22 protein-coding genes are annotated in these 25,639 nt (G+C 56.8%); 17 read left to right on the top strand and 5 right to left on the bottom strand.

Annotated features, from left to right (window positions below):
- Positions 1-159: 159 nt before the first annotated feature.
- The 7 genes from trxB (at position 160) to IFU29_RS07125 (ending at position 9,876) form a co-directional block, all read left to right on the top strand.
- The gene (trxB, locus tag IFU29_RS07095; protein ID WP_191933303.1) at positions 160-1,125 is read left to right on the top strand and encodes a thioredoxin-disulfide reductase; all 966 of its coding nucleotides are present in this window, start codon (positions 160-162) and stop codon (positions 1,123-1,125) included.
- 147 nt (positions 1,126-1,272) lie between these two features.
- The gene (gene cydD / locus IFU29_RS07100; protein WP_191933304.1) at positions 1,273-3,042 is read left to right on the top strand and encodes a heme ABC transporter permease/ATP-binding protein CydD; all 1,770 of its coding nucleotides are present in this window, start codon (positions 1,273-1,275) and stop codon (positions 3,040-3,042) included.
- Positions 3,039-4,772 carry a heme ABC transporter ATP-binding protein/permease CydC gene (cydC, locus tag IFU29_RS07105; protein WP_191933305.1) on the top strand — a complete coding sequence of 578 codons (1,734 nt, stop codon included), beginning with the start codon at positions 3,039-3,041 and terminating at the stop codon, positions 4,770-4,772. The genes cydD and cydC overlap by 4 nt, the downstream gene beginning before the upstream one ends.
- A gap of 31 nt (positions 4,773-4,803) precedes the next feature.
- The gene (gene aat / locus IFU29_RS07110; protein WP_191933306.1) at positions 4,804-5,496 is read left to right on the top strand and encodes a leucyl/phenylalanyl-tRNA--protein transferase; all 693 of its coding nucleotides are present in this window, start codon (positions 4,804-4,806) and stop codon (positions 5,494-5,496) included.
- Positions 5,497-5,856: 360 nt separating this feature from the next.
- Positions 5,857-6,075 carry a translation initiation factor IF-1 gene (infA, locus tag IFU29_RS07115; protein ID WP_002211347.1) on the top strand — a complete coding sequence of 73 codons (219 nt, stop codon included), beginning with the start codon at positions 5,857-5,859 and terminating at the stop codon, positions 6,073-6,075.
- A gap of 191 nt (positions 6,076-6,266) precedes the next feature.
- Positions 6,267-9,041, top strand: a complete 2,775-nt coding sequence (locus IFU29_RS07120) for an autotransporter family protein (RefSeq protein WP_191933307.1) — start codon at positions 6,267-6,269, stop codon at positions 9,039-9,041.
- A 7-nt stretch (positions 9,042-9,048) separates the two neighbouring features.
- Positions 9,049-9,876: an alpha/beta fold hydrolase gene (locus tag IFU29_RS07125; protein ID WP_191933308.1), complete on the top strand. Its 828-nt coding sequence runs from the start codon at positions 9,049-9,051 to the stop codon at positions 9,874-9,876.
- 57 nt (positions 9,877-9,933) lie between these two features.
- Here IFU29_RS07125 and clpA read toward each other — a convergent pair whose 3' ends face one another.
- Entirely contained in the window at positions 9,934-12,210 is a 2,277-nt protein-coding gene (gene clpA / locus IFU29_RS07130) for an ATP-dependent Clp protease ATP-binding subunit ClpA (RefSeq protein WP_191933309.1), read from the bottom strand.
- Positions 12,211-12,238: 28 nt separating this feature from the next.
- Positions 12,239-12,559: an ATP-dependent Clp protease adapter ClpS gene (clpS, locus tag IFU29_RS07135; protein ID WP_062746725.1), complete on the bottom strand. Its 321-nt coding sequence runs from the start codon at positions 12,557-12,559 to the stop codon at positions 12,239-12,241.
- Between the two features lie 321 nt (positions 12,560-12,880).
- Here clpS and cspD point away from each other — a divergent pair, with 321 nt between their 5' ends.
- Entirely contained in the window at positions 12,881-13,108 is a 228-nt protein-coding gene (gene cspD, locus IFU29_RS07140; protein ID WP_133841057.1) for a cold shock-like protein CspD, read from the top strand.
- Between the two features lie 154 nt (positions 13,109-13,262).
- Here cspD and IFU29_RS07145 read toward each other — a convergent pair whose 3' ends face one another.
- The gene (locus tag IFU29_RS07145) at positions 13,263-14,930 is read right to left on the bottom strand and encodes an ATP-dependent nuclease (protein ID WP_191933310.1); all 1,668 of its coding nucleotides are present in this window, start codon (positions 14,928-14,930) and stop codon (positions 13,263-13,265) included.
- Positions 14,931-15,130: 200 nt separating this feature from the next.
- On the opposite strand from IFU29_RS07145, the gene hcp reads away from it, so the two are divergent.
- The 4 genes from hcp to ltaE all read left to right on the top strand — a co-directional run bounded on the left by hcp (position 15,131) and on the right by ltaE (position 20,687).
- Positions 15,131-16,783 carry a hydroxylamine reductase gene (hcp, locus tag IFU29_RS07150; protein ID WP_191933311.1) on the top strand — a complete coding sequence of 551 codons (1,653 nt, stop codon included), beginning with the start codon at positions 15,131-15,133 and terminating at the stop codon, positions 16,781-16,783.
- Between the two features lie 3 nt (positions 16,784-16,786).
- Complete coding sequence (gene hcr / locus IFU29_RS07155; protein ID WP_244633651.1) at positions 16,787-17,767, top strand: NADH oxidoreductase; 981 nt, start codon at positions 16,787-16,789, stop codon at positions 17,765-17,767.
- A 128-nt stretch (positions 17,768-17,895) separates the two neighbouring features.
- Positions 17,896-19,617, top strand: coding sequence for a ubiquinone-dependent pyruvate dehydrogenase (gene poxB / locus IFU29_RS07160; protein ID WP_191933312.1), 1,722 nt, complete (start codon positions 17,896-17,898; stop codon positions 19,615-19,617).
- A 65-nt stretch (positions 19,618-19,682) separates the two neighbouring features.
- On the top strand, positions 19,683-20,687 hold the full coding sequence (gene ltaE, locus IFU29_RS07165) for a low-specificity L-threonine aldolase (protein ID WP_191933313.1): 1,005 nt from the start codon (positions 19,683-19,685) through the stop codon (positions 20,685-20,687).
- Position 20,688: 1 nt separating this feature from the next.
- On the opposite strand, the gene IFU29_RS07170 is transcribed toward ltaE, so the two are convergent.
- Both IFU29_RS07170 and IFU29_RS07175 read right to left on the bottom strand, forming a co-directional pair.
- On the bottom strand, positions 20,689-21,531 hold the full coding sequence (locus tag IFU29_RS07170) for an N-acetylmuramoyl-L-alanine amidase (protein WP_191933314.1): 843 nt from the start codon (positions 21,529-21,531) through the stop codon (positions 20,689-20,691).
- Positions 21,531-21,854, bottom strand: a complete 324-nt coding sequence (locus IFU29_RS07175) for a heavy metal-binding domain-containing protein (RefSeq protein ID WP_191933315.1) — start codon at positions 21,852-21,854, stop codon at positions 21,531-21,533. The genes IFU29_RS07170 and IFU29_RS07175 overlap by 1 nt, the downstream gene beginning before the upstream one ends.
- 100 nt (positions 21,855-21,954) lie before the next feature.
- Between IFU29_RS07175 and IFU29_RS07180 the strand changes: the two genes are divergently transcribed.
- From IFU29_RS07180 to artM, 5 genes are all read left to right on the top strand, one after another.
- Positions 21,955-22,485: a lipoprotein gene (locus tag IFU29_RS07180; RefSeq protein WP_191933316.1), complete on the top strand. Its 531-nt coding sequence runs from the start codon at positions 21,955-21,957 to the stop codon at positions 22,483-22,485.
- Between the two features lie 213 nt (positions 22,486-22,698).
- On the top strand, positions 22,699-23,427 hold the full coding sequence (artP, locus tag IFU29_RS07185) for an arginine ABC transporter ATP-binding protein ArtP (protein ID WP_191933317.1): 729 nt from the start codon (positions 22,699-22,701) through the stop codon (positions 23,425-23,427).
- A 15-nt stretch (positions 23,428-23,442) separates the two neighbouring features.
- Positions 23,443-24,174, top strand: coding sequence for an arginine ABC transporter substrate-binding protein (artJ, locus tag IFU29_RS07190; RefSeq protein WP_191933318.1), 732 nt, complete (start codon positions 23,443-23,445; stop codon positions 24,172-24,174).
- Between the two features lie 3 nt (positions 24,175-24,177).
- Complete coding sequence (gene artQ, locus IFU29_RS07195; RefSeq protein ID WP_191933319.1) at positions 24,178-24,894, top strand: arginine ABC transporter permease ArtQ; 717 nt, start codon at positions 24,178-24,180, stop codon at positions 24,892-24,894.
- A complete protein-coding gene (artM, locus tag IFU29_RS07200) occupies positions 24,894-25,562 on the top strand; it encodes an arginine ABC transporter permease ArtM (protein WP_191933320.1) in 669 nt (222 codons plus the stop codon). Before artQ ends, artM begins: the two co-directional genes overlap by 1 nt.
- Positions 25,563-25,639: the final 77 nt, after the last annotated feature.

Here is a 25,639-nt window from a genome sequence, read left to right on the forward strand (position 1 = left end):
GCAAGAAGTGCTTTTTTAAGTACGCCAGCCCCCCATGCAGCCAGACGATTGGTAAAACCTTTTTCATTAATTGTTAACAAAATCGCAGAATGCTTTTTTTGCCCCGCCAAATTCCCTACAATCCGGGTATAGGTTTCCCAGTTAATTAATGAGGGTTTCATGGGTATGGCTAAACACAGTAAATTACTGATTCTGGGCTCGGGTCCGGCAGGCTATACCGCTGCCGTCTACGCAGCCCGCGCTAACCTGAACCCGGTGTTGATCACCGGCCTGGAGAAAGGGGGTCAGCTGACCACCACCACCGACGTCGAAAACTGGCCTGGCGATGCCAATGAGCTGACCGGCCCGCTGCTGATGGAACGCATGCACGAACATGCGGTGAAATTTAATACTGAGATCATCTTTGATCATATCCACAGCGTTGATTTACAAAATCGTCCATTCCGTCTGACCGGCGACGAAGGTGAATACACGGCTGATGCACTGATCATTGCGACCGGGGCATCGGCCCGCTATCTGGGCCTGCCTTCTGAAGAGGCATTTAAAGGTCGCGGCGTGTCAGCCTGTGCAACCTGTGATGGTTTCTTCTATCGCAATCAGAAAGTTGCGGTAATTGGTGGCGGTAATACCGCGGTGGAAGAAGCGCTTTATCTGGCGAATATCGCCGCTGAAGTCCATCTTATTCACCGCCGTGACAGCTTCCGTGCGGAAAAAATTCTGATTGACCGCCTGAACGAAAAGGTCAGAAACGGCAACATTGTCCTGCACACTGACCATACCCTGGATGAAGTGCTGGGCGATCAGATGGGGGTCAGTTCCCTGCGTCTGCGCTCGACGAAAGACGATGCAACGAAAACGCTGGAGGTGGCGGGTCTGTTTGTCGCCATCGGCCACAGTCCGAATACCGCTATCTTTAACGGTCAGCTGGCACTGGAAAATGGCTATATCAAAGTCCAGTCCGGTATTCAGGGCAATGCAACGCAAACCAGTATCCCTGGCGTATTCGCGGCGGGTGACGTTATGGATCATATTTACCGCCAGGCAATCACTTCTGCCGGGACGGGCTGTATGGCCGCGCTGGACGCTGAACGTTATCTGGATGGTTTAGTTAAAAACAATCAGTAAGTTGTTAAAATTCTGAGCTAATCTTGCCTTAGGCGACGAGCAATTGTCGCCTTTTTACCCTTCTCATTGTACCATTGCCACGCTTAACACCTATCTTCCTGAGGGCTTTGCCTCACTACTGTTTACGTCAGGGCAATACGGCAACAGATGAATAAAACACGACAACAACACCTCACCCGCTGGCTGAAAAGTCAGAGTGTGCATGGCCATCGCTGGCTGCGCCTCTCCTTCATGTTGGGTACATTAAGCGCCCTGCTCATCCTGGCCCAGGCCTGGTTCCTTGCCTCGTTACTGCAGGCGTTGCTGGTGGACCACCAGCCCAGGGAAACGCTGCTGACCTCTTTTGCCCTGCTGCTGGCCTGTTTCGCTGGCCGTGCTTTGCTGGCATGGCTACGCGAAAAAGTCGGCTTTAAAACCGGACAGGTGATTCGCCAGACGTTAAGGAGCCAGGTACTGGATCGCTTATCTGATCTGGGCCCGGCATGGATACAGGGTAAACCGGCCGGAAGCTGGGCCACGCTGCTGCTGGAGCAGATTGAAGAGATGCAGGATTACTACGCCCGCTATCTGCCACAGATGATGCTGGCTGGTGTGATCCCATTACTGGTGCTCATTATGCTGTTCCCGGTAAACTGGGCGGCCTCCCTTATCCTGCTGGCTACTGCGCCCCTTATTCCCCTGTTTATGGCGATGGTCGGCATGGGTGCGGCAGATGCAAACCGCCGAAATTTCCAGGCACTGGCACGTCTCAGCGGCCAGTTTCTCGACCGCCTGCGCGGGCTGGAGACCCTGCGTCTGTTCCACCGTGCCCGGGCTGAAACGGAAACCATTGCAGAAGCTTCCGATCAGTTTCGTCAGCGCACGATGGAAGTGCTGCGCATGGCGTTTCTTTCTTCCGCCGTGCTGGAATTCTTCGCCTCGATCTCTATAGCTCTGATCGCAGTCTACTTTGGTTTCTCTTATCTCGGCGTCTTCGACTTTGGCCATTACAGTGCTCCGGTCACGCTATTTGCCGGATTCCTCGTCCTGATCCTCGCCCCTGAATTTTATCAGCCGCTGCGTGACCTCGGGACTTACTATCATGCCAAAGCGCAGGCCATTGGTGCCGCAGACGCTCTGCAAACGTTCCTTGAAGAGAGTGAAGCGGCCTCCGTGGAACGGGGCACACTGACTCCTGACCTGAGCCACGGCTTCAGTCTGGTGGCACAGGACCTGGTAATAATGACGGCCGATGGCACCCCGCTGGCCGGGCCACTGAATTTCACACTGCACCCCGGACAGCGTATCGCGCTGGTTGGACAAAGCGGTGCAGGCAAAACCTCACTGATGAATGTCTTGCTGGGCTATCTGCCCTATCGCGGATCTCTGAAGGTGAATGACGTTGAGGTGCGCGATATCGATCTGCCGCACTGGCAGCAGCAGATTGCCTGGGTAGGGCAAAACCCCCACCTCCCTGCCAGCACCTTACGGCAGAATATTTTGCTGAGTGGTCACCACGATGACGCCCGCCTGCAAGAGGTGCTGGCCCTGGCTGGGGTCAGTGAATTCCTGCCCGCCCTGCCCGCGGGCCTGGATCATGAAACCGGTGATCGCTCCGCACGCCTTTCCGTCGGCCAGGCGCAGCGTGTGGCCGTTGCACGCGCCCTGATGAAACCCTGCCAGCTGCTGCTGCTCGATGAACCGGATGCCAGCCTGGATGCGCAAAGTGAACAGCATGTGAACCACGCGCTGCTTCAGGCATCGCACACTCAGAGCACACTGCTGATCACCCACCAGCTGGACCGTCTGGATCAGTGGGATGAAATCTGGCTGATGCGTGATGGCGAAATTGTCCAGACCGGAAGCCACGAGATCCTGGCCCATGAGCCGGGCCCCTTTGCCGACCTGTTGGCCCAGCGAGGAGGATCGCTCGAATGAAAACCCTGCTGCCGTTTTTAAAACTGTATCGCCGTCATATTATCCGGCTGCTGGCCGGTATCGTGCTGGCGGTACTGACGCTACTGGCCAGCATTGGCCTGCTCACGCTCTCCGGCTGGTTCCTTGCCGCTACCTCCCTAGCTGGTGTGGCAGGCATTTACAGCTTCAATTATATGCTTCCTGCCGCAGGCGTGCGCGGCGCGGCCATCAGCCGCACGGTGGCACGTTATTTAGAGCGTCTGGTCAGCCATGACACGACCTTCCGCGTGCTTCAACATTTGCGCGTGTTTACCTTCAGTAAGCTCATGCCCCTCTCGCCAGCCGGTATCGCCCGCTTTCGCGAAGGAGAGTTGCTCAACCGTCTGGTGGCAGATGTCGATACGCTGGATCACCTCTATCTGCGGGTGATCTCACCGCTGGCCGGTGCGCTGGCAGTGATCGTAGTGGTGACCACTGGCCTGAGCTGGCTCGATAGCGGGCTGGCGCTGACGCTGGGTGCGCTAATGCTGTTGACGCTTATCGCGATCCCGCCGGTATTTTACCGTGCCGGGCTGCCAGTAGGTGCTGATTTAACCCGGTTGCGCGGGGAGTACCGCAGCGGCCTGACACGCTGGTTACAGGGGCAGGCTGAATTAAGCCTGTACGGTGCCGCGCGCTCGTTCCGCAGCGCGATGGAGGCAACCGAACAGGGATGGCTGGCCGCACAACAGCGCCAGGCCAGTCTCACCGGTCTTTCTCAGGGGCTTGTCATGCTGATGGGAGGGATAGCCGTGACCCTGCTGCTGTGGTTAAGCGCCAGCGGCATTGGCGGCGACCCGTATCCCGGGGCCTATATTGCGCTGTTTGTATTCTGTGCGCTGGCGGCCTTTGAGGCGCTGGGGCCGGTCGGCACCGCCTTCCAGCATCTGGGCCATGTGATTGCGTCAGCACAGCGCGTTTCGCAAATTATCGAACAACGTCCAGCCGTCAACTTCTCCTGTCAAGGCGACCAGCCACAGCGTGCCGGTGCCGCGCTTGGCCTGAAGGATGTCAGTTTCCGTTACGGCGATGAGGGCACATTCGCTATCGCAGGAGTGACACTGGATATTCGCGCTGGCGAACACATTGCCCTGCTCGGTCGTACAGGCTGTGGTAAGTCAACACTGTTGCAGCTCCTCACCCGAGCCTGGGACCCGCAGCAAGGTGCCATTTTGCTCAATGACCAGCCGCTGGCTGACTGGAGTGAAGCCGAGCTGCGCGCCCGCACCAGCGTGGTCACTCAGCGTGTCCATCTGTTCAGCGCCAGCCTGCGGGACAACCTGATCCTTGCGGCACCCGGCAGTAGCGATGAGGCACTGTGTGACGCGTTGCTGCAGGTGGGTCTGGAAAAACTGCTGGATAACGATCAGGGCCTCAATGCCTGGCTCGGCGAAGGCGGCCGACAGCTTTCCGGTGGTGAACTACGTCGGCTGGGACTGGCCCGCGCACTGCTGCATGGCGGAGATCTGATGCTGCTGGATGAGCCGACGGAAGGGCTGGATGCGGAAACCGAGCAGCAGATCCTGACCCTGCTGCGGGATGTTGCCCAAGGGAAAACGCTGATTATGGTGACCCACAGACTGCGCGGGCTGGCACACTTTGACCGTATTTGTGTTATGGACAACGGACAAATCATTGAACAGGGAAATCATCAGGAATTAGTCTCAAAACAGGGGCGTTACTGGACATTTCTGCAGCGCTTTGCGCTATAGTCATTAGCTCTCATGCTGCTGAGAACACCCTATGCGCCTGATCCAACTTTCCCGTGAATCGCTGAATTTCCCGCCGCCAGAAATGGCGCTGCGGGAACCTAACGGCCTGCTTGCCATGGGCGGGGATCTGAGCCCGCAGCGCCTGCTTAATGCTTATCACCGGGGTATTTTCCCCTGGTTCTCCCCTGGGGATCCGATCCTATGGTGGTCACCCGACCCCCGCGCCGTGCTGCTGCCGGAACGTTTCCATCTTAGTCGCAGTATGAAACGCTTCCATCAAAAATCGCCCTATCAGGTCACCCTGAACCAGAGATTTCAGCAGGTCATCGAAGGCTGTGCCTGCGATCGCGAGGAAGGCACCTGGATCACACATGAAGTGAAACGCGCCTGGCAAAAGCTGCACGAACTGGGCCATGCTCAGTCAGTTGAAGTGTGGCGTGAAGGGGAACTGGCTGGCGGGATGTATGGGCTGGCGCTGGGGCAAATTTTTTGCGGTGAATCGATGTTCAGCCGAGGTGAAAATGCGTCGAAGACCGCACTGCTGGTCTTCAGTGATTATTTCCGCCAGCGGGGTGGTCGGTTGATTGACTGTCAGGTGCTCAATCCGCACACGCTCTCCCTGGGCGCAGAGGAAATCTCCCGGGCGGCCTATCTTCAGTCTGTCTCCTCACTGGCGCACCTGCCGCTTTCAGCAGACTGCTGGCTGCCCCGACGGCTTTTTTAATGGATTCGTTCGATGTTTTCCACGCAACACCGTGAGAACAGTGATATAATATGCGCGTTTGGTATGTCGTCCGCCTTTCACCGGTACAAGATGGTGATGCGGAATACCAGGCTGGGAATCTCAACGCACCTTTTCAGAACTGTTTTAATCGTGCGACAAAGCATATATTTTAACAGATTCTTAGCCCGCTGTTCCCCCACGCTGACGTCTCTGACTCCAGATTTATTCGTAATCCGTCTGCGCAAGGTGCGCGTGAGAGGGATTGATGTGGATGAATTCATCCGCAATTCTTTACTTAATACGTGAAATTCGGCATTATCTTGCCGGTTCAAAACTAAGGTAGTCCACCTAGAGGATTCGATGGCCAAAGAAGACAATATTGAAATGCAGGGTACCGTACTTGATACGTTACCTAACACCATGTTCCGCGTTGAATTGGAAAACGGTCACGTGGTTACCGCTCATATCTCCGGTAAAATGCGCAAAAACTACATCCGCATCCTGACGGGCGACAAAGTCACTGTAGAGCTGACCCCGTACGACCTGAGCAAAGGCCGCATTGTCTTCCGTAGTCGCTAAGTAACGCATTCTGTCGTGCTGCCGCGTTGATCGCCCGCAGCACCCTTAATCCAAACCGGACTCATTCAGTCCGGTTTTTTTATGTATTTTTTTTGACGACTAAAGTGCCTTTCCCTTCTGCCGATAAATCAGAATAATCCTAAAAAACGACTGAATAAATCAGTCTGGCTTACTCTGATGGTGGCAAATCAATGAACAAAGCGTTGTACTCTTTCCCGTTAAAGCCGCTGGTTATCGCGCTGGCTGCTGCTCAAAGTTTTCTCTCTCTGGCAAATGCAACACCGCAACAAATGTCTCAAACAATTGATGCCACTTATGCCAGCAACATCCCCTTAAACATTACCACCGAGACGTTGTTCATCAATAATGATGGCAGCATTTATACCGCCTCGGATGCGGTGACTAACACGCTGAATACCCTGCTGGTCGATAACATGGGTACGATCGTCTCGCAAGATTCCTATGCACTGAACAACCAGTCGACGATCGATACTCTGCGCAATTCTGGCACCATCAGGATGGGAGAGAGTGGCAACGCGGGAGTGGGGAAAAGCGCCATTATCAACAGAAACGGGGCCACTATAGGTACCCTGCTCAATAGTGGCGTTATCTCGACTGGCTTCAGTAATGACCCCATGATGTCGCAAACGCTGTCGGGTATCAGCAATGCCGGCACCCTCGGTAAGTTGATCAATGATGAAAGAGGTTATATTTCAGGTAGTCGTGCTGGCATTTTGAACAGCGGTCTCATCACAGAGCTGAACAATGCGGGTATTATCACCACCACAAATAACGGGTTTATGAACAAGGCCACTGATGCCATCATCAACAATCGCATCATTGGCAGCATTATTAACAGTGGGACGATTGCGGGTAATATCAGGAATAACACGATTAATGTCCTGTCGATTTCGGGTGGCAGCCTTCAGCGGGGCATCCTGACCGGTAGCCAAAATTTGATGGGGATGTCATTTGGCTCACCGTTTGCGTCCCCTGTAGGTACCATCCTGAGTAACGCTGCCGACGTGCGTTTACAGCAGGGGATGCTGCACCTGAATGACAACGCCGAATTGGGTGGCAGCCATACACTGACCAACAATGCCGACGTATTAATTACTCAGCCACTGACCATTAATGGCAACTACCATCAGACCGCGGAGGCGATCCTCAATATCGGCGTTACGGACACGACCGCGACGACAGGCACCCAGCTCGACACCCACTACGGTCGCCTGAATGTTAGCGGCAATGCTCTGATTGACGCCGGGTCGACAGTGCGTTTGAGCAACACGGGCAGCAGCTATGGATTTGCCAGTGGTCAGCGCTATCTGGTGATCAGTGCAGGCAATGCCACCTACAACGAAAACAGCCTGACTTATGTTGCAGATAACTATAACGGTAAGGTCTCTGCCAGAGTGATCGACAACGGCAACAGCAACGATCTCGCGCTCTATCTTGATGATGCGGTTACCCCACCGATCACACCACCGGTCACGCCGCCCGTGACACCACCGGTCACGCCGCCTGTAACACCACCGGTCACGCCGCCTGTAACACCACCGGTCACGCCGCCTGTAACACCACCGGTCACGCCGCCTGTAACACCGCCGGTCACGCCGCCTGTAACACCGCCGGTCACGCCGCCCGTGACACCACCGGTCACGCCGCCCGTGACACCACCGGTCACGCCGCCCGTGACACCACCGGTCACGCCGCCTGTAACACCGCCTGTAACACCGCCGGTCACGCCGCCTGTAACACCGCCGGTCACGCCGCCTGTAACACCGCCGGTCACGCCGCCTGTGACGCCTGATAACCCTGTTGCTGCGCAACCACTCCCGAACACGGGTAACGCGATCGCTTCAATCAACGGTCTTTCGGGGTATAGCGGTTTTTCTGCTGGTTTACTTGACCTGTTTAACGCCTCAAAAACCATCGATACGCAGGCAGAAGCCAATCGCGTTGGCGAGCAGCTGACCCCGTCACAAAACAGCATGGCATCAGCGGCCACCTCTGCGGCATCGATGGATGCGCTGGGAGTGATAGGGGGGCATCTGGATGGCCTGCGCCTCACCCCCGGGGCCAGCGCGCGCGGGATTGCCACCGGAGACGACAGCCTCGAGTGGGCGGCGTGGGGCAAACCGTTTTACGGGAGTGCGCGCCAGGGGAGAGTCGATGACGTTAGCGGTTATCGTGCACACTATGCCGGCCTGGTACTGGGCACAGATCGTCAGTTCCTTGATAGCTGGCGTGCCGGTGTGGCACTTAGCTACAGCCGTACTTCAGTCAAAGGCGCGGATAACCTGAAGGGCAGTAACAGCGATGTGGACGCGTGGGGCGGTATCCTTTATGCCACCTACAGCGGTGATCCCTGGTTTGTTAACCTCAGCACCAGCCTGACGCGTCAGGTCTATGACAGTCAGCGTTCCGTTAACTTTAGCGGCTTTAGCGACAGTGCCAGTGGCCACTTCCACGGACAGCAGGTCGCCGTGAAGTCTGAAGCAGGCTACCCCTTCCTGCTGGGAGAAAACACGACGGTAACCCCGCTGGCGAGCCTGAGCTACAGCTACCTGCATCAGCAAGGCTATCAGGAAAACAGCGGCAGCGGCAGCGCCCTGACGATAGACAGCGCACACAGCCAGTCGGTGGAGAGCAGTCTGGGCGCGAAACTCGCGCACAGCTGGTCAACCAGTGCCGGCGATCTGTCTCCGTTTGTACAAGTCATGTGGACGCACCAGTACGATCGCAGCCGTATGACCACCACCTCAGGGTTCAGCGCGGACAGTCTGGGCGAAACTCGCTTTACTTCCCAGGGGGCCAGCCCGGCGGCTGACAGCGCGGACACCAGTGTGGGTCTCGCCCTGTCTCAGGCTGATGACCTGACGCTGGAAGCCCGTTATGATTTGCAGACAGCGCCACACTTCCAGGGCCAGACCATCAGCCTGCAAGTCCGTAAGCTGTTTTGATTAGCCGATGAAACTCACGCTAAGTCTGGTGCCGGTGTGTTGCAGCCTGTTACTTGCAGGCTGTATGGCAGAGAACCGGGTTGCTACCGCCGACGCCATTGCGCGTCAGGCGGATTTAAAACCGGCCGACATCCCTGCCGGCCCTTTTGTCCTGCGCGGGTGGAAACGGATTTACGATCCCCATCAGCCGGTTCATCTGTATATCGAAGGGGACGGATTTGCCTGGGTGACGCCCGGCCAGCCCTCGCGCGACCCTACCCCGCTGAACCCGGTTGCACTCAAGCTGGCCGCTGCGGATAACGCGGTTAACGTGGCCTATCTGGCACGCCCCTGTCAGTACGTCCCCATGGGCCGCAACCCTGCCTGCAATCAGAGCTGGTGGACTGACCGTCGTTTCGCTCCGGCGGCGGTCGCCGCAATGAATAATGCCATCAGCCAGGTCATGCGCTCAGCCCCCGGACAGCCGCTGATACTGGTGGGATATTCCGGCGGGGGAGCCATCGCGGCCCTGGTGGCCGCACGGCGGAGTGATGTGCAGTCGCTGCGCACCGTGGCTGGCAATCTGGATATGGACGAAGTGAATCGCCTTCATCATGCCAGTCCGATGCCGCTGTCGTTGAATGCAAAATCGGTTGCGCCTGCACTGGCTGGCTTGCCGCAAATCCATTACTCCGGCAGTGCCGATCGCATCATTCTTCAGCGTGTGACTGAGGGCTACGTCAGTGCCAGCCATTCGCCCTGTGTAAAGTGGATCAGCGTGCCCGGAATGACCCATGGAGGGGATTGGGACAGACTCTGGCCCACGCTGTTAATGCAGCCGCCAGACTGCGAATAGATAAAAAAAGCCTGATGGGTAACCATCAGGCTTTTTTATTAACGCAGGGCGGGCTGATTAGTGCACTGTGCCTTCTGCTTTGCGCTTTTCAGCACTCAGGAAGTGGTAAGTGAGCTGGTTTTTATCTTTATCCAGCGCCACAGAGACTGATCCCCCATCAACCAGTGAACCAAACAGCAGCTCATTAGCCAGTGGTTTTTTCAGGCTCTCCTGCACGGTACGGGCCATTGGACGTGCGCCCATTGCCTTGTCGTAGCCTTTTTCTGCCAGCCAGTCCCGGGCCTCGTCGCTGACCTCCAGCGAGACGCCTTTTGCATCCAGCTGCGCCTGGAGTTCGACAATAAACTTGTCGACGACCTGGTGGATCACCACCTGATCCAGATGTTTGAACCAGATAATGTTATCCAGGCGGTTACGGAATTCTGGCGTAAAGATCTTTTTGATCTCTTCCATGGCATCCGTACTGTTGTCCTGCTGGATCAGCCCGATAGATTTACGCTCCGTTTCACGTACCCCGGCGTTAGTGGTCATCACCACCACGACGTTACGGAAGTCCGCTTTACGGCCGTTATTGTCGGTCAGCATACCGTTATCCATCACCTGCAACAGCAGGTTGAAGACATCCGGATGTGCTTTTTCGATTTCATCCAGCAGTACGACCGCATGCGGATGTTTGATCACCGCATCGGTTAACAGCCCACCCTGGTCAAAGCCTACATAGCCCGGAGGCGCGCCAATCAGGCGGCTGACCGTATGGCGTTCCATGTACTCAGACATATCAAAGCGCAGCAGCTCAATACCCAGCGCCTTAGCCAGCTGAACGGTGACCTCGGTTTTACCCACACCGGTCGGGCCAGCGAACAGGAAGGAACCGACCGGTTTACGATCCTGCCCCAGGCCTGCACGGCTCATTTTGATCGCTTCAGTCAACACCTCAATGGCGTTGTCCTGACCGAATACCAGCATCTTCAGACGATCGCCCAGCGTTTTCAGAGAGTCGCGGTCCGATGCCGATACGCTCTTCTCAGGAATACGCGCAATGCGTGCCACCACCGTTTCAATATCTGAAACGTTAACGGTTTTCTTGCGCTTACTGACCGGCATCAGTCGAGAACGGGCACCGGCTTCGTCAATGACGTCAATAGCCTTATCAGGCAGATGACGGTCGTTGATGTATTTCACCGCCAGTTCCACTGCCGCACGAACCGCTTTCGCCGTGTAACGCACGTCGTGGTGGGCTTCGTACTTCGGCTTCAGACCATTGATGATCTGGACAGTTTCCTCGACGGTTGGCTCGGTAATATCAATTTTCTGGAATCGGCGTGCCAGCGCACGATCTTTTTCGAAAATATTGCTGAATTCCTGATAGGTGGTGGATCCCATTACGCGGATCTTGCCACCCGACAGCAGCGGTTTGATCAGGTTTGCAGCATCCACCTGGCCACCCGATGCCGCACCGGCTCCGATGATGGTATGGATCTCGTCGATAAACAGAATGCTGCTGGTGTCCTGCTCAAGCTGTTTCAGCAAAGCTTTAAAGCGTTTTTCAAAATCGCCGCGGTATTTGGTGCCGGCCAGCAGTGAACCAATGTCCAGGGAATAAATGGTGCAGTCCTTCATGACTTCGGGAACATCACCCTGCACAATGCGCCAGGCAAGGCCTTCCGCAATCGCCGTTTTACCCACACCTGACTCCCCCACCAACAGCGGGTTGTTCTTGCGACGGCGGCACAGTACCTGAACAGCACGTTCCAGCTCTTTATCACGGCCGATCAGCGGATCGATACCGCCTACGCGGGCAAGCTGGTTAAGGTTGGTGGTGAAGTTTTCCATACGTTCCTCCCCGCCTGCCTGCTCTTCATTGACCGGATTTTCCGCACCCGAAGCCGGACCCGGTTCATCTTTGCGCGTACCGTGAGAAATATAGTTCACCACATCCAGGCGGCTGACTTCATGTTTACGCAGCAGATAAGCCGCCTGCGATTCCTGTTCGCTAAAGATGGCGACCAGAACATTTGCGCCCGCCACTTCGCTGCGGCCGGATGATTGCACGTGGAAGACGGCACGCTGCAGTACGCGCTGGAAACTGAGCGTCGGCTGTGTGTCGCGCTCTTCCTCACTGACCGGCAAGACCGGGGTGGTTTGTTCAATGAAGGCTTCGAGTTCCTGGCGTAAAGCCACGATATCCACCGTACAGGCTTCCAGTGCCTCTCTGGCCGACGGGTTACTGAGCAGAGCCAGTAACAAATGCTCGACGGTCATAAACTCATGTCGGTGCTCGCGCGCTCTGGCGAAAGCCATATTTAAACTGAGTTCCAGTTCTTGATTGAGCATAGGCACCTCCCCCATTAGATCGCCTTATTCAGGCTTTTTCCAGCGTACAAAGCAACGGATGCTCATTTTCCCTGGCATATTTGTTCACGTGCGCGACCTTGGTCTCTGCGACTTCCGCAGTAAATACACCACAAATCGCCTTTCCCTGGTAGTGAACTGCGAGCATCAGTTGCGTTGCACGTTCAACATCATAAGAAAAGAACTTTTGCAGAACGTCAATAACAAATTCCATAGGCGTATAATCGTCATTGTTCAGAATAACTTTATACATCGAGGGTGGCTTGAGCTCCTCGCGGACTTTGTCGTCTGCAAGTTTTTCAAAATTCAGCCAATCGTTAGTCTTTCCCATACCTGTCCAGAGTGATCAACATGACTTACTTACGCCACACTACCATTATTCAGGTTAGGAATAACATGAACATAATGTTGTGCCGCGCGGTTGAAATGGTGTACTGAAATCATCAATCGCGACCTTCATCACAAAATTTGCAATAGCGTTAACTGCTTCAAATTTTGATAATTTCATCCCCGTCTCTGCGTCCCGTTTGCTTGACCGTGGAAGTGAATTCTCTACAGTACAAGCACAGGCTGGATGCGATTTGACCAGCCCTCAGGTCAAAAGCCTGAACACCTCACTCAATTTTGAATGTCTTGCGAGGGATGTAGAAGCATGGAGACGGGTACTGTTAAGTGGTTTAATAACGCCAAAGGCTTCGGTTTCATCTGTCCGGTGGGCGGCGGCGAAGATATTTTCGCACACTACTCAACGATTAAGATGGACGGCTACAGAACACTGAAAGCCGGGCAACAAGTCCAGTTTGATCTGCATCAGGGGCCCAAAGGCAATCATGCCAGCCTCATCGTCCCTGTGGAAGAGGCCATCGCCATCAGTGCGTAACCCCCTTCCTTCATTCTGTACAACCCTACGATAAAATGCCAGCCAGCAATGCTGGCATTTTTATGCTTCACCCTGACTACTAACCTATATGGGTCGCTATACGCCTTTTTCAAGGCTCTGAATACCGCCCCCCTAAAAACGACGGCGTCAGCGACTAATCCGCATTGCCCCGCGCCAACTGCTGAACCCGTGAGAACATGCTGCGCAGCAGTTCAGGCACGGACTCCGTTCCGCGCGAGGCGGCCTCTGAGGCCACCGCAATCGCCAGCTCTGGCTTGGACGCATGCTGGATAGCTTTAGCAATAATGCGCCGCAGGTTCAGCGGTGCACCCGCAGGCAGCCGGGCCATACGATGATAAACTGCTGCGAATCCCTGCTTGTACAGGAAATGCTCCATATCCAGTGCGGGTAATTGCGTCATGTAATGATCTTCGCCTCGATCCCCCTGCTCCAGCATACTGCGGGCGGTGGCGGCATACTTCCGGCCCGCATCGTCACCGTCGGTGAGGACATGCCACGCGATGCCCATGCGCCGGGCAAATTTTAACAGCGGCCGTAAGCCTGACTGGGCAAACTCAATCACCTTTATCCCTTCTGCGGCAAAGTGGTAGCCGCACTGCCTGGCCAGCTCGTTCATCACCCAGACTTCCGTCTCGCCTTCAACCAGCAGCCAGCAGCGGGCAAACAGCGACGACGGGCGGTTAAAACGGATATGGAAAGCAATACGGCGGCTGTCTTCGGCGCTCATGCCTGACGGACCAATGCGCCACGCAGCCACGCGTCCGGGCTCACGTACCAGACGGCATACCTGTTCTACCGGTACCTGTGACAGCAGTTCGCCAGAGTTGGTGGTCACCATTTTTTGCAGTGGAAGCAGGGACAGCAGTTCCCAGGCAACGGACAGCATGATGGGGTGCAGCCGGGTCTCCGGATCCTCCAGCACCAGCAGCGGACGAGCCTGGGCATCCAGCTCCCGGGCATCGCGCGCCTGTACCAGCAGCGCAAACAGACGCAGCAGGATCAGCCGACGGCTGCGGTCGCCTCCGGCAATCAGATGGTTCATCTCCCCCAGGTGACGCCAGCCGCTCCCGGACTCACGCTGCAGGTGAGAAAGCCGGCTACCCGGCAGTGAGGCCTGCGGTGACTGAAAGGAAAAATAGTGTTCCACCAGCTGCCGGAGCGTGTTGACGCCTTCGCGCAGAGCGCTGTCCGACAGATTTTGCGAGCTGGCCCCCCCGTCGCGCAGCAGATCTTCCATGATACTGGTCAGTTCGGCAAACGGTGCGGCGGGCAAGGCCGCTGCCGCGTCATGAGGCTGACGGCGGCTGAAACGCGCATCGCGCAGGCGCAGTACCGGGTGCAGGCGGATAAGCGTTTTGATCGCCGTCAGCGCGCGCTCATCCGCAAGCAGCGGCTGACTGTGGGCATTAACAAACTGCCGGTGGGTGATCACCTCCCCGGTGTCCGGCTGGTGTCCCGCCATTTTCAGCGTCAGACGCCGGAACCCGTCTTCTCCGCGCCACCACAGTGGGGAAAAAACCTGATAGTGAGGGGCATCTGCCTCCCCCGCTTCACGTTCACAGAAGGTAAAAACCACCTGCAGATCCCGTTCGCGGCGTGCTGCATCGCCCTGTGTGAAATGAAAGTCATTGGGCCTGAAGGCATAAAGATCGGGTTGAGGTGCCAGCAGGAGAGTCAGTGCATCCAGCAGGCTGGATTTCCCCCAGGCATTTTCGCCGATCAGGACATTGGTTCCTTCCAGCGGCAGCGACAGCTGACTGATGCCACGAAAGCCGGTAACGGCCATATTTTCCAGAATCATCTTCGCCCCTGTTATCCCTGTTTTAATCAGAATGGTCGGCCAGTGCCTGTCGGTCAAGCTGCGGGGAAAAATCGTTTTTTAGGCCGTCCCCTTTGCGCCAGATCAAACCCTGGTGGGTTAACGGCACGAGCCCCTTGTATCCGTCGCCGGGATCTCTTACATAAGATGTATATTAAATACATCTTATAAAAGGTGAGATCATGTTCTGTATTCAATGTGAGCAAACTATGCGTACACCGGCCGGTGACGGCTGTGCCTACGCGCAGGGGATGTGCGGTAAAACAGCGGAGACCTCTGATTTACAGGACCTGCTGGTCGCAGTCCTTCAGGGGCTGTCAGCCTGGGCGCTGCAGGCACGCAGTCTGGGGATTATCGACCATGAAGTGGACAGCTTTGCCCCACGCGCGTTTTTCTCCACGCTGACGAACGTCAACTTTGATTCACTGCGTATTGTAGATTATGCGGTTGAGGCCATTGCGCTTCGCGATCGCCTGCAGCTGCGCTGCGTAGACGCGGGCGGCAGCCTGGTACTGGACCATCCGCTGGCCTCACTTTCTATGACCAGCCGCGAACCAGCTGGATTGCAGCAGCAGGCCGCGCAGTTTGCGTTGAATGCTGCCGGCGTCAGCGCCGACATTCTCGGGCTGCGCCTGCTCTGCCTCTACGGGCTGAAAGGGGCCGCAGCGTATATGGAGCATGCCCACGTCCACGGTCGCTTCGACACGGGTATCTACGCTGAATATCATCAGATTATGGCCTGGCTGGGAACGCAGCCATCAGAGATGGCTGATCTGGTCAGTTGCGCCATGCAGATTGGCAAAATGAACTTCACCATCATGGGCATGCTTGATGAAGCGCAAACCACCGCCTATGGCGATCCGCAGCCCGTCACCGTCAACGTCCGGCCGGTGGCCGGTAAAGCCATTCTGATTTCCGGCCACGACCTGAAAGATCTGCAGATCCTGCTGGAGCAGACCGCTGGCCGCGGGATTAACATTTTCACTCACGGCGAAATGCTTCCGGCACACGGTTATCCCGCGTTAAAAAAATATCCGCATCTGGCAGGCAATTACGGTAGCGGCTGGCAGAACCAGCAAACGGAATTTGCCCGTTTCCCTGGCCCCATAGTGATGACCTCCAACTGTATTATCGATCCGCTGGTGGGCGATTATCAGCATCGTATCTGGACGCGCAGTATTGTCGGCTGGCCCGGCGTAAACCACCTGGAGGAGGATGATTTCTCGGCGGTGATTGACCAGGCGGAATCCATGCCGGGGTTCCCATGGAGTGAAATCCCCCATGAAATCACCGTCGGTTTCGGCCGTAAAGTGCTGATGGAGGCCTGCGACAGCGTCATTGACCTGGTCAGCCGGAAAAAGCTGCGCCATGTGTTTCTGGTGGGCGGCTGCGATGGCAGCCGCGACCAGCGCAGCTATTACACCGATATGGCGCTGGCGATCCCCGATGACTGTCTGATCCTGACGCTGGCCTGCGGGAAATACCGCTTTAACAAACTCGATTTTGGCCAAATTGAGGGGCTGCCCCGCCTGCTGGACGTTGGCCAGTGTAACGACAGTTATGCGGCCATTATGCTGGCGGTAAAACTGGCGGAGAAACTGAACTGCGACGTGAACGACCTGCCGTTATCACTGCTGCTGTCCTGGTTTGAGCAGAAAGCTATCGTGGTACTGCTCACGCTGCTCTCTCTTGGGGTAAAAAATATCCGTACCGGCCCAACAGCACCCGCGTTCCTCACCGACAATCTGATGGCGCTGCTGCAGAAAGAGTTCGGCATGATCCCGGTCAGCAGTGTGGAAAACGATCTGGCTGACATCCTTGGCAACGCGGAGTAACGAATGAAATCACCGATTCTCTACTCCTGGCGTATGCAGGTGCATCATGTGCAACAGGAAACGCCGGACGTCTGGACACTGGCGTTAATTAATCACGATTTTTATCGCTGGCAGGCGGGTCAGTTTGCACTGGTCAAAATCGGCAACAGCGATGAAATGCGCGCCTATACGCTGTCATCCACCCCCGGACAAAGCGCATTAATCACGCTGACGGTACGGCGCATTGAAAAGGGAAAAGGGTCGGACTGGCTGACCCGGCAGGTGCGCCCGGGCAATGATATCTGGCTGTCCGATCCACAGGGAGATTTCAGCTGTCAGCGCCACCCCGCCAGCCACTACCTGTTTCTCGCTGCGGGCTGCGGCATCACGCCGGTGATGTCGATGTGCCGCTGGCTGCAGGCGCAACGCCCCGGCTGCAGCGTACAGCTGATTTACAGCGTCCGTTCGCCACAGGATGTGATTTTTGCCCGGGAACTCAGTGCTATGCGGCCGTGGCTGACCCTGACCCTGTATGCAGAAAATGCCGCCACGGCAGAGATGTTGCCCGGCCGACTTGACCGTGGCCGCCTGGCGGCACTGGTACCCGATATTGCCCGACGTACGGTGATGATCTGCGGTCCGCAGGCATATATGAATGCACTCGCGCAGGATGCGCAGGCGCTGGGGGCAAAAAAAATCCTGACCGAACAGTTTACGCCGGTGAGCGAAGCGCCTGTGGGATCGGCTCAGTTCACCCTGCGCAGCCCGGCGATGATGCAGGGGGGCGCTTTCCCCGCCGGGTGGTCGCTGCTGGCGGCAATGGAGCAGCATAAACAGCCAGTGGCAGCGGCCTGCCGTTCGGGCGTCTGTGGCTGCTGTAAAATCCGCGTTGCCGAAGGAGACTACCGCACCACCAGCGTGCAGACCCTGAGTGACAGTGAAATTGACGCAGGCTATGTACTGGCCTGCAGCTGTTACCCTCGCAGTGATATTGTCCTCGCCTGATGTCCTGCTGCCGTGTGAAACAAACGGTTTCACACGGGATTACCCCGTTTTCTGCATCCTAAACTAAGCTTGTCTCAGCCAATTTGACCTTTCTGTTAAAGGACATCCCCACCACTGAGGAGAGAAGCATGAAGCAAACTGTTGCCGCCCTGGTAGCGAAAACACTGGAAAGTGCAGGCGTAAAACGTATCTGGGGGGTTACTGGTGACTCGCTCAACGGCCTGAGCGACAGTCTCAACCGCATGGACACCATCCGCTGGATGCCAACCCGCCATGAAGAGGTCGCCGCCTTTGCGGCGGGTGCTGAGGCGCACCTCACCGGCGAGCTGGCGGTATGTGCCGGCTCCTGTGGCCCCGGTAATCTGCATCTGATTAACGGCCTGTTCGACTGCCACCGTAACCACGTGCCGGTACTGGCCATCGCCGCCCATATTCCTTCGGCAGAGATCGGCAGTAATTACTTCCAGGAAACCCATCCTCAGGAGCTGTTCCGCGAGTGCAGTCACTACTGCGAACTGGTTTCCAACCCCGAGCAGCTGCCGCAGGTGCTCGGCATTGCCATGCGCAAAGCGATCCTGAACAAAGGCGTTTCTGTGGTGGTGTTGCCGGGAGATATTGCCCTCCAGCTGGCCCCGGAAGGGGCGACGGCGGACTGGTACCCCCCTCATCTGCCGCAGGTGCAGCCGGTCAGTGACGAACTGACTAAGCTGGCGTCGGTTCTCAATGCGTCAGGCAATATTACCCTGCTGTGCGGCAGTGGCTGTGCCGGCGCCCACAGTGAGGTCGTGGCGCTGGCAGAAACCCTGAAGGCCCCCATCGTTCATGCCCTGCGCGGTAAAGAGCACATCGAATATGATAACCCTTACGATGTGGGCATGACCGGGCTGATCGGCTTCTCCTCCGGTTACCACGCCATGATGAATGCCGATACGCTGCTGGTGCTGGGCAGCCAGTTCCCTTATCGTGCGTTTTATCCGGCCGATGCAAAAATCATTCAGATTGATATCAACCCAGGCAGCCTGGGCAGCCACTGTCATCTGGATATGGCACTGGTCGGGGATATTAAATCGACGCTCAGTGCCCTGCTGCCGCAGCTGACGGTTAAGACGGAGCGCGGCTTTCTGGACAAGGCGCTGGCGCACTATGCCAAAGCGCGGAAAGAGCTCGACGACCTGGCCACGGCCAACGACAAGCAGCCTATTCATCCGCAGTACCTGGCGCAGCAGATCAGCCGCTACGCCAGCGAGGATGCGATCTTCACCTGTGATGTCGGCACCCCAACCGTGTGGGCCGCCCGCTATCTGAAAATGAACGGCAAGCGCCGCCTGCTCGGCTCCTTCAGCCACGGCTCTATGGCCAATGCTATGCCGCAGGCGATTGGTGCCCAGGCGATCGATCCCAACCGCCAGGTGATTGCCCTGTGCGGGGACGGTGGCTTCAGCATGCTGATGGGTGACTTCCTCTCGCTGGCGCAGTTAAAACTGCCGGTGAAAATCGTAGTGTTCAACAACAGCGTGCTGGGCTTTGTGGCCATGGAGATGAAATCCGGCGGTTATCTGACCGATGGCACCGACCTGGAAAATCCCAACTTCGCCGCCATTGCCAACGCCTGTGGGGTGAAAGGCATCCGCGTTGAGCAGGCATCCCAGCTGGATGAGGCGCTGCAGGAGGCCCTGGCGCACGACGGTCCGGTGCTGGTAGACGTGGTCACCGCCAAGGAGGAGCTGGCCATGCCGCCGCAGATCAAACTGGAACAGGCCAAAGGCTTCAGCCTGTACATGATGCGCGCCATCATTAACGGGCGCGGTGATGAACTGGTTGATCTGGCTAAAACCAACTGGCTACGGTAAAAGAGTGAAAGGCTCTTTTTGACGGACGCTGCGGCGTCCGTTTTACCGTTGACAGGAGAACAAGCGTGATTGACCTGCGTAGTGATACCGTGACACGCCCCACTCAGGCCATGCTGAGTGCGATGATGTCAGCCGAAACCGGAGACGATGTTTACGGCGACGACCCCACAGTCAACAAACTGGAAGCGGAAGTTGCCCGCCTGAGCGGTAAACCCGCCGCCCTGTTTCTTCCCAGTGCAACCCAGGCCAACCTGGTCGCCCTGCTCTGCCACTGTCAGCGCGGCGAGGAATATATCGTCGGCCAGCTGGCACATAACTACAAATACGAAGCAGGTGGCGCTGCGGTGCTGGGGGGGATTCAGCCTCAGCCGATCCTCCCGGCCGCTGACGGCACGCTACCGCTGGACGTTGTGGCACAGTTTATCAAGCCGGATGATATACATTTCGCCATCACCCGCCTGTTAAGCCTGGAAAATACGCATAACGGCAAGGTTCTGCCGCTGGCGTATTTACAGCAGGCATGGGCGTTTACCCGTGAACGTCATCTGGCGCTACATATTGACGGTGCGCGCATTTTCAACGCGGCCGTCGCGCTGGACGTACCGCTGGAGGCCCTCGCCCGCTATGGTGATACGCTGACGATCTGCCTGTCGAAAGGGCTGGGTGCTCCGGTTGGAGCCATGCTGTGCGGCAGTGAGGCCTTTATTCTGCGGGCCCGACGCTGGCGTAAGATGACTGGGGGCGGAATGCGCCAGGCGGGAATACTGGCGGCTGCGGGGCTGTATGCCCTGGAACATCACGTTGCGCGCTTAAAAGATGACCATGATAATGCCGCCTGGCTGGCGGCTGCGCTGCGGGATATTGGGGTTGACGTTACCCGCCAGGATACCAACATGGTGTTCCTGCGCCTGCCAGAGGCACAGGTTGCCACGCTGGGCCCCTGGATGCGGGAACACGGTATTCTTGTCAGCTCCGGTCCGGTGACGCGGCTGGTGACGCATCTGGACACTGACCGCCCTGCCCTGGAGCAGCTGGTCAGCCAGTGGCAGGCATTTTTAGCCTCGTCGTAAACTATCCGGCACCGTATTTTTCCACCAGCGCGGCGGCGATCGCTTCAGTTTCGGCATCGGCAATGCCGCTGTAGTCGGCAGGACGAAAGTGCATCTGAAACGCCGCGATCAGCGCCTGCTGCTGATACGGTTTCATCTGCGGCGTTACCTCGTAACCGTAGCTGGACAGCAGGCTCAACAGGCGGGCCTTATCCACCCGCTGCGCCGGTGGCCGTCCAGCCAGCCAGAAGTTCACCCGCGCAGCATCCGGCCAGGCACCAATCCCCTGACGGGCAAACGCTTCCCAGGGAAATTTCGGCCCGGGATCCTGTTTGCGCATCGGAGCAATATCGCTGTGCGCAACCACGTCCTGCGGCAGAATACCGTAACGCCTGATAATATCGCGCATTAGCGGAAGCAGCGCATCCATCTGCGACTGCGGGAAAGGCTGCCAGACGATCGTGCGGCCTTCGCGATGCCAGCCCTGATTCTCCAGTTCAATGCCGATTGAGGTGTCATTCAGCCGGGTGGCCCCGCGCCAGTAACTCTCTCCGGCGTGCCACGCCAGCATGGACTCCGGCACCAGACGCCACACCAGCGGCTGACCATCATATTTCGGCGGTTTTGCCGGCAGGAGATAGTGGGCACTGACGCTGCGATCGGTGAGCGTATTGAGCGAACGCGGAAAATCCCCGGCGGTGTAGTGGATAACCAGCACTTTCACGCGCGGCCGTGCGCCCCAGGCTTCCTGCCGCGTATCCACGGTATACCCCTGTTGCGGCAGCAGCCCTTTTGGCGTAATCGAGGTATAAATAAAGACAGCCAGCAGCACCAGCAGCGGCCGGATAACAGCAACCGGACGCATCAGTGACGCAGTTTAACGGCAGTACCGCTGACGCTCACCATCAGCATGCTGCTGTCTTTCCCTACCGTTTCATAATCGATGTCGATACCCACTACCGCATCCGCCCCGAGGGCTTTGGCCTGCGCTTCCAGTTCAGAAAAAGCAATCTCACGGGCTTTACGCAGCTCTTTCTCATACGCCCCGGACCGGCCGCCGACGATATCGCGGATGCCGGCAAAAAAGTCGCGAAAAATATTGGCACCGAGGATAGCTTCTCCGGTCACAACGCCGCAATATTCAGTAATGGGCTGGCCTTCCAGCGTCGGGGTAGTCGAAAATTTCATACAGCTCTCCATGTGTCATGTACGCTTCGTTCTTATCACTAAACTGAGCGGCTATACTTAATGATAAAGCACACCCGCTGATAACAATAAGGAAATCAAAATGAAATACCAGCCCTTTGCTGTCGTGGTACCCCTGGCACTGTTGCTGAGTGCCTGTACTACCGTTGAACCCGCTTACAAGGATATTGGTACCCGGGTAGGGCCCTGTGCCAGCGGCGGCCCGGACAGCGTAGCGCAACAGTTCTACGATCTGCGCGATCAGCAGCCCTCTCAGGGCGTACCGGATGCACAACTGCTGGCGAAATACCGGCCTCTGCTCAGTAACAAACTCTATCAGTCGCTGATTAAAGCGCAGAGTGAACCGAATAAAAACGCACAGCTGACGGGGGATATCTTCTCCAGCCAGAGCCAGGGGGCGACGGAAGCCAGCGTGGCGGATGCCTCGACCATTCCGAATACCGACGCACGCAATATCCCTCTGCGCGTGACCCTGCAGCGTGGCGATGTCCGCTGGCAGGATGAAGTTCATATGGTCCGTGAAGGGACCTGCTGGACGGTCAACGATGTGCGTTATCTCGGTAATAATCCCCATCTGCCCGGGGGATCGCTGGGTCAGCTGCTGCAAAAATAAGCACTTTGTGCGTGCCGCCCGTCAGCGGCACGATCTTGCGCACACATTTGCATAACAGTATCGATACAACGAAGCCAAAACCGTTACATCACGCTATGTTGTGCTACTATTCAATCACCCTGCCCGCATAAATAAATTTTAACGCACAATGATTGCATAACTATGCTGTCGACGTTAAGATTCGCGGCATCAATTGCTATTCACTTTTTGCGCATGAGTATTCAACTAAACGGTATAAACTGCTATTACGGTGCCCACCAGGCACTGTTCGACATTCAGCTGGCTTGCCCTCAGGGTGAGACGCTGGTTCTTCTGGGCCCGAGTGGTGCCGGGAAGAGCTCACTCCTGCGCGTGTTAAACCTGCTGGAGATGCCGCGTTCCGGTACGCTGGAGATCGCCGGTAATCGCTTTGACTTCACCCGCCCGCCGGGCGACGCCGCCATACGCGAACTGCGTCAGAACGTGGGAATGGTCTTTCAGCAATACAATCTCTGGCCTCACCTGACCGTCGTTCAGAATCTGATCGAAGCACCCTGCCGCGTGCTGGGTCTCAGCAAGGCACAGGCCCATGATCGTGCGGCCAGGCTGCTCGAGCGCCTGCGCCTTACCGCTTTTGCTGACCGCTATCCGCTTCACCTCTCTGGCGGTCAGCAACAGCGCGTGGCAATTGCCCGTGCGCTGATGATGGAACCGGCCGTGCTGCTGTTCGACGAACCGACTGCGGCGCTGGACCCTGAAATCACCGCCCAGATCGTTAGCATTATTCGGGAACTGGCACAGACCCAAATTACGCAGGTAATTGTCACCCATGAAGTTGAGGTGGCGCGTAAGACGGCCAGCCGCGTGGTGTATATGGAGAACGGGTACATCGTCGAACAGGGCGATGCCAGCCGCTTTACACACCCGCAAACCGAGGCGTTTGCCCACTATCTATCGCATTAATTGCAGGACATAACGATGAAAAAAATTGTCATTGCCGCGCTGTTAGCCGGCTTCAGCCTGAGCGCCAGCGCGACCCAGACCCTTCGTTTTGCCACCGAGGCGTCATACCCTCCTTTTGAGTTCGTGGATTCAGATAATAAGATCCAGGGCTTCGACGTCGATCTGGCCAACGCGCTGTGCCGCGAGATCGGTGCTGAGTGTACTTTCACTAACCAGGCGTTTGACAGCCTGATCCCCAGCCTGAAATTCCGGCGTTTCGATGCGGTAATGGCAGGGATGGACATCACGCCTGAGCGCGAAAAGCAGGTGCTGTTTACCCAACCGTATTACGAAAACTCCGCCCTGTTTATCACGCAGAAAGATAAAGTGGCCAGCGTCGATGCCCTGAAAGGCAAACGTGTCGGCGTGCAGAACGGCACCACGCACCAGAAATACCTCAACGAGAAGTTGAAAGACATTAAGGTTGTCCCTTACGACAGCTATCAGAATGCGATCCTTGACCTGAAAAATGGTCGTATCGATGCCGTATTCGGCGATACCGCCGTGGTAAACGAATGGCTGAAGCAGAACCCGAACCTCGCCCCGATGGGTGATAAAGTGACGGATAAAGCCTACTTTGGCACCGGTCTGGGCATTGCGATCCGTCAGGGCAATACCGAACTGCAGGGTAAATTCAACGCGGCGCTGGATAAGGTGAAAGCCAACGGCACCTATAAAACAATCTACAGCAAGTGGTTTGCGCAGTAATTAATGAACGAACTTTATACGCTTGCCAGCGCCGCCGGAATGACCGTCGGCCTGGCCGTTTGTGCACTGGTCGCCGGGTTAGTCCTGGCGATGGTTTTCGCTGTCTGGGAGTCAGCGCGCTGGCGTCCGCTCGCCTGGCTCGGCACCGGACTGGTCACGCTGTTTCGCGGCCTGCCGGAAATTCTCGTGGTGCTGTTTGTCTACTTTGGCGCTTCGCAGCTGCTGCTCACACTCTCAGATGGCTTTACCGTCAATCTGGGTATCGTGCAGATCCCGATCCAGGTCGCCATTGAGAATTTTGACGTCAGCCCGTTCCTGTGTGGTGTGATCGCGCTGGCCGTGCTCTACGCCTCCTATGCTTCACAAACCCTGCGCGGCGCGCTGAAGGCCGTACCGTCAGGCCAGTGGGAGTCCGGGCAGGCTCTGGGTATGAAAAAAACCGCCATCTTCTTCCGGCTGATTATGCCGCAGATGTGGCGCCACGCGCTGCCGGGTCTGGGCAACCAGTGGCTGGTGTTGCTGAAAGATACCGCGCTGGTGTCGCTGATTAGCGTGAACGATATTATGTTACAGACAAAAAGTATCGCCACCCGTACCCAGGAGCCGTTTACCTGGTACGTGATTGCGGCCGGGATTTATTTGCTGATCACCCTGGTCAGCCAGGCAGTCCTGAAGCGGATTGAGCGGCGAACCACCCGCTTTGAACGGGGAGACTGCTGATGCTGAGTTATTTCCCCGAGCTCCTGAAAGGACTGAATACCAGCCTGCTGCTGACGGTGACGTCCCTGCTGCTGGCGCTGGTTCTGGCACTGCTGTTTACTGTGATCCTGGCGCTGAAAGTGCCGGTGCTGAACCTGGTGACGCGGGGCTATATCACCCTGTTTACCGGAACGCCACTGCTGGTGCAGATCTTCCTGATCTATTACGGCCCGGGGCAGTTCCCGGCGATCCAGAATATACACTGGCTATGGGCCCTGCTTTCTGAACCCTGGCTCTGTGCGCTACTGGCGCTGTCCCTGAACAGCGCGGCTTATACCACGCTGCTCTTTCACGGTGCCGTGCGTGCCATTCCCGCCGGGCAATGGCAGTCCTGTGCGGCATTAGGCATGAATCACCGCGATCAGCTGCGTATTTTGCTGCCTTACGCCTTTAAACGCGCACTCTCTTCCTATTCCAACGAAGTGGTGCTGGTGTTTAAAAGTACATCGCTGGCCTACACCATCACGCTGATGGAGGTGATGGGGCACGGCCAGTTGCTGTATGGCCGTACGTATGACATTGGGGTATTCGCCGCAGCCGGAGTGATTTACCTGTGCGTCAACGGGCTGCTGACCCTGATGATGCGTCTGATTGAGCGCCACGCCCTGGCGTTTGAACGGCGTAACTGAAACGGGCGAATACAGACAGGTGAGGCGCAGCCTCACCTGCAACGCAGAAAAAAGCCCTCACAGCCCTTTAATCAGCC

Origin of the sequence: Erwinia persicina (genome assembly GCF_014838825.1) — a bacterium.
GTDB classification, from domain to species: domain Bacteria; phylum Pseudomonadota; class Gammaproteobacteria; order Enterobacterales; family Enterobacteriaceae; genus Erwinia; species Erwinia persicina_A.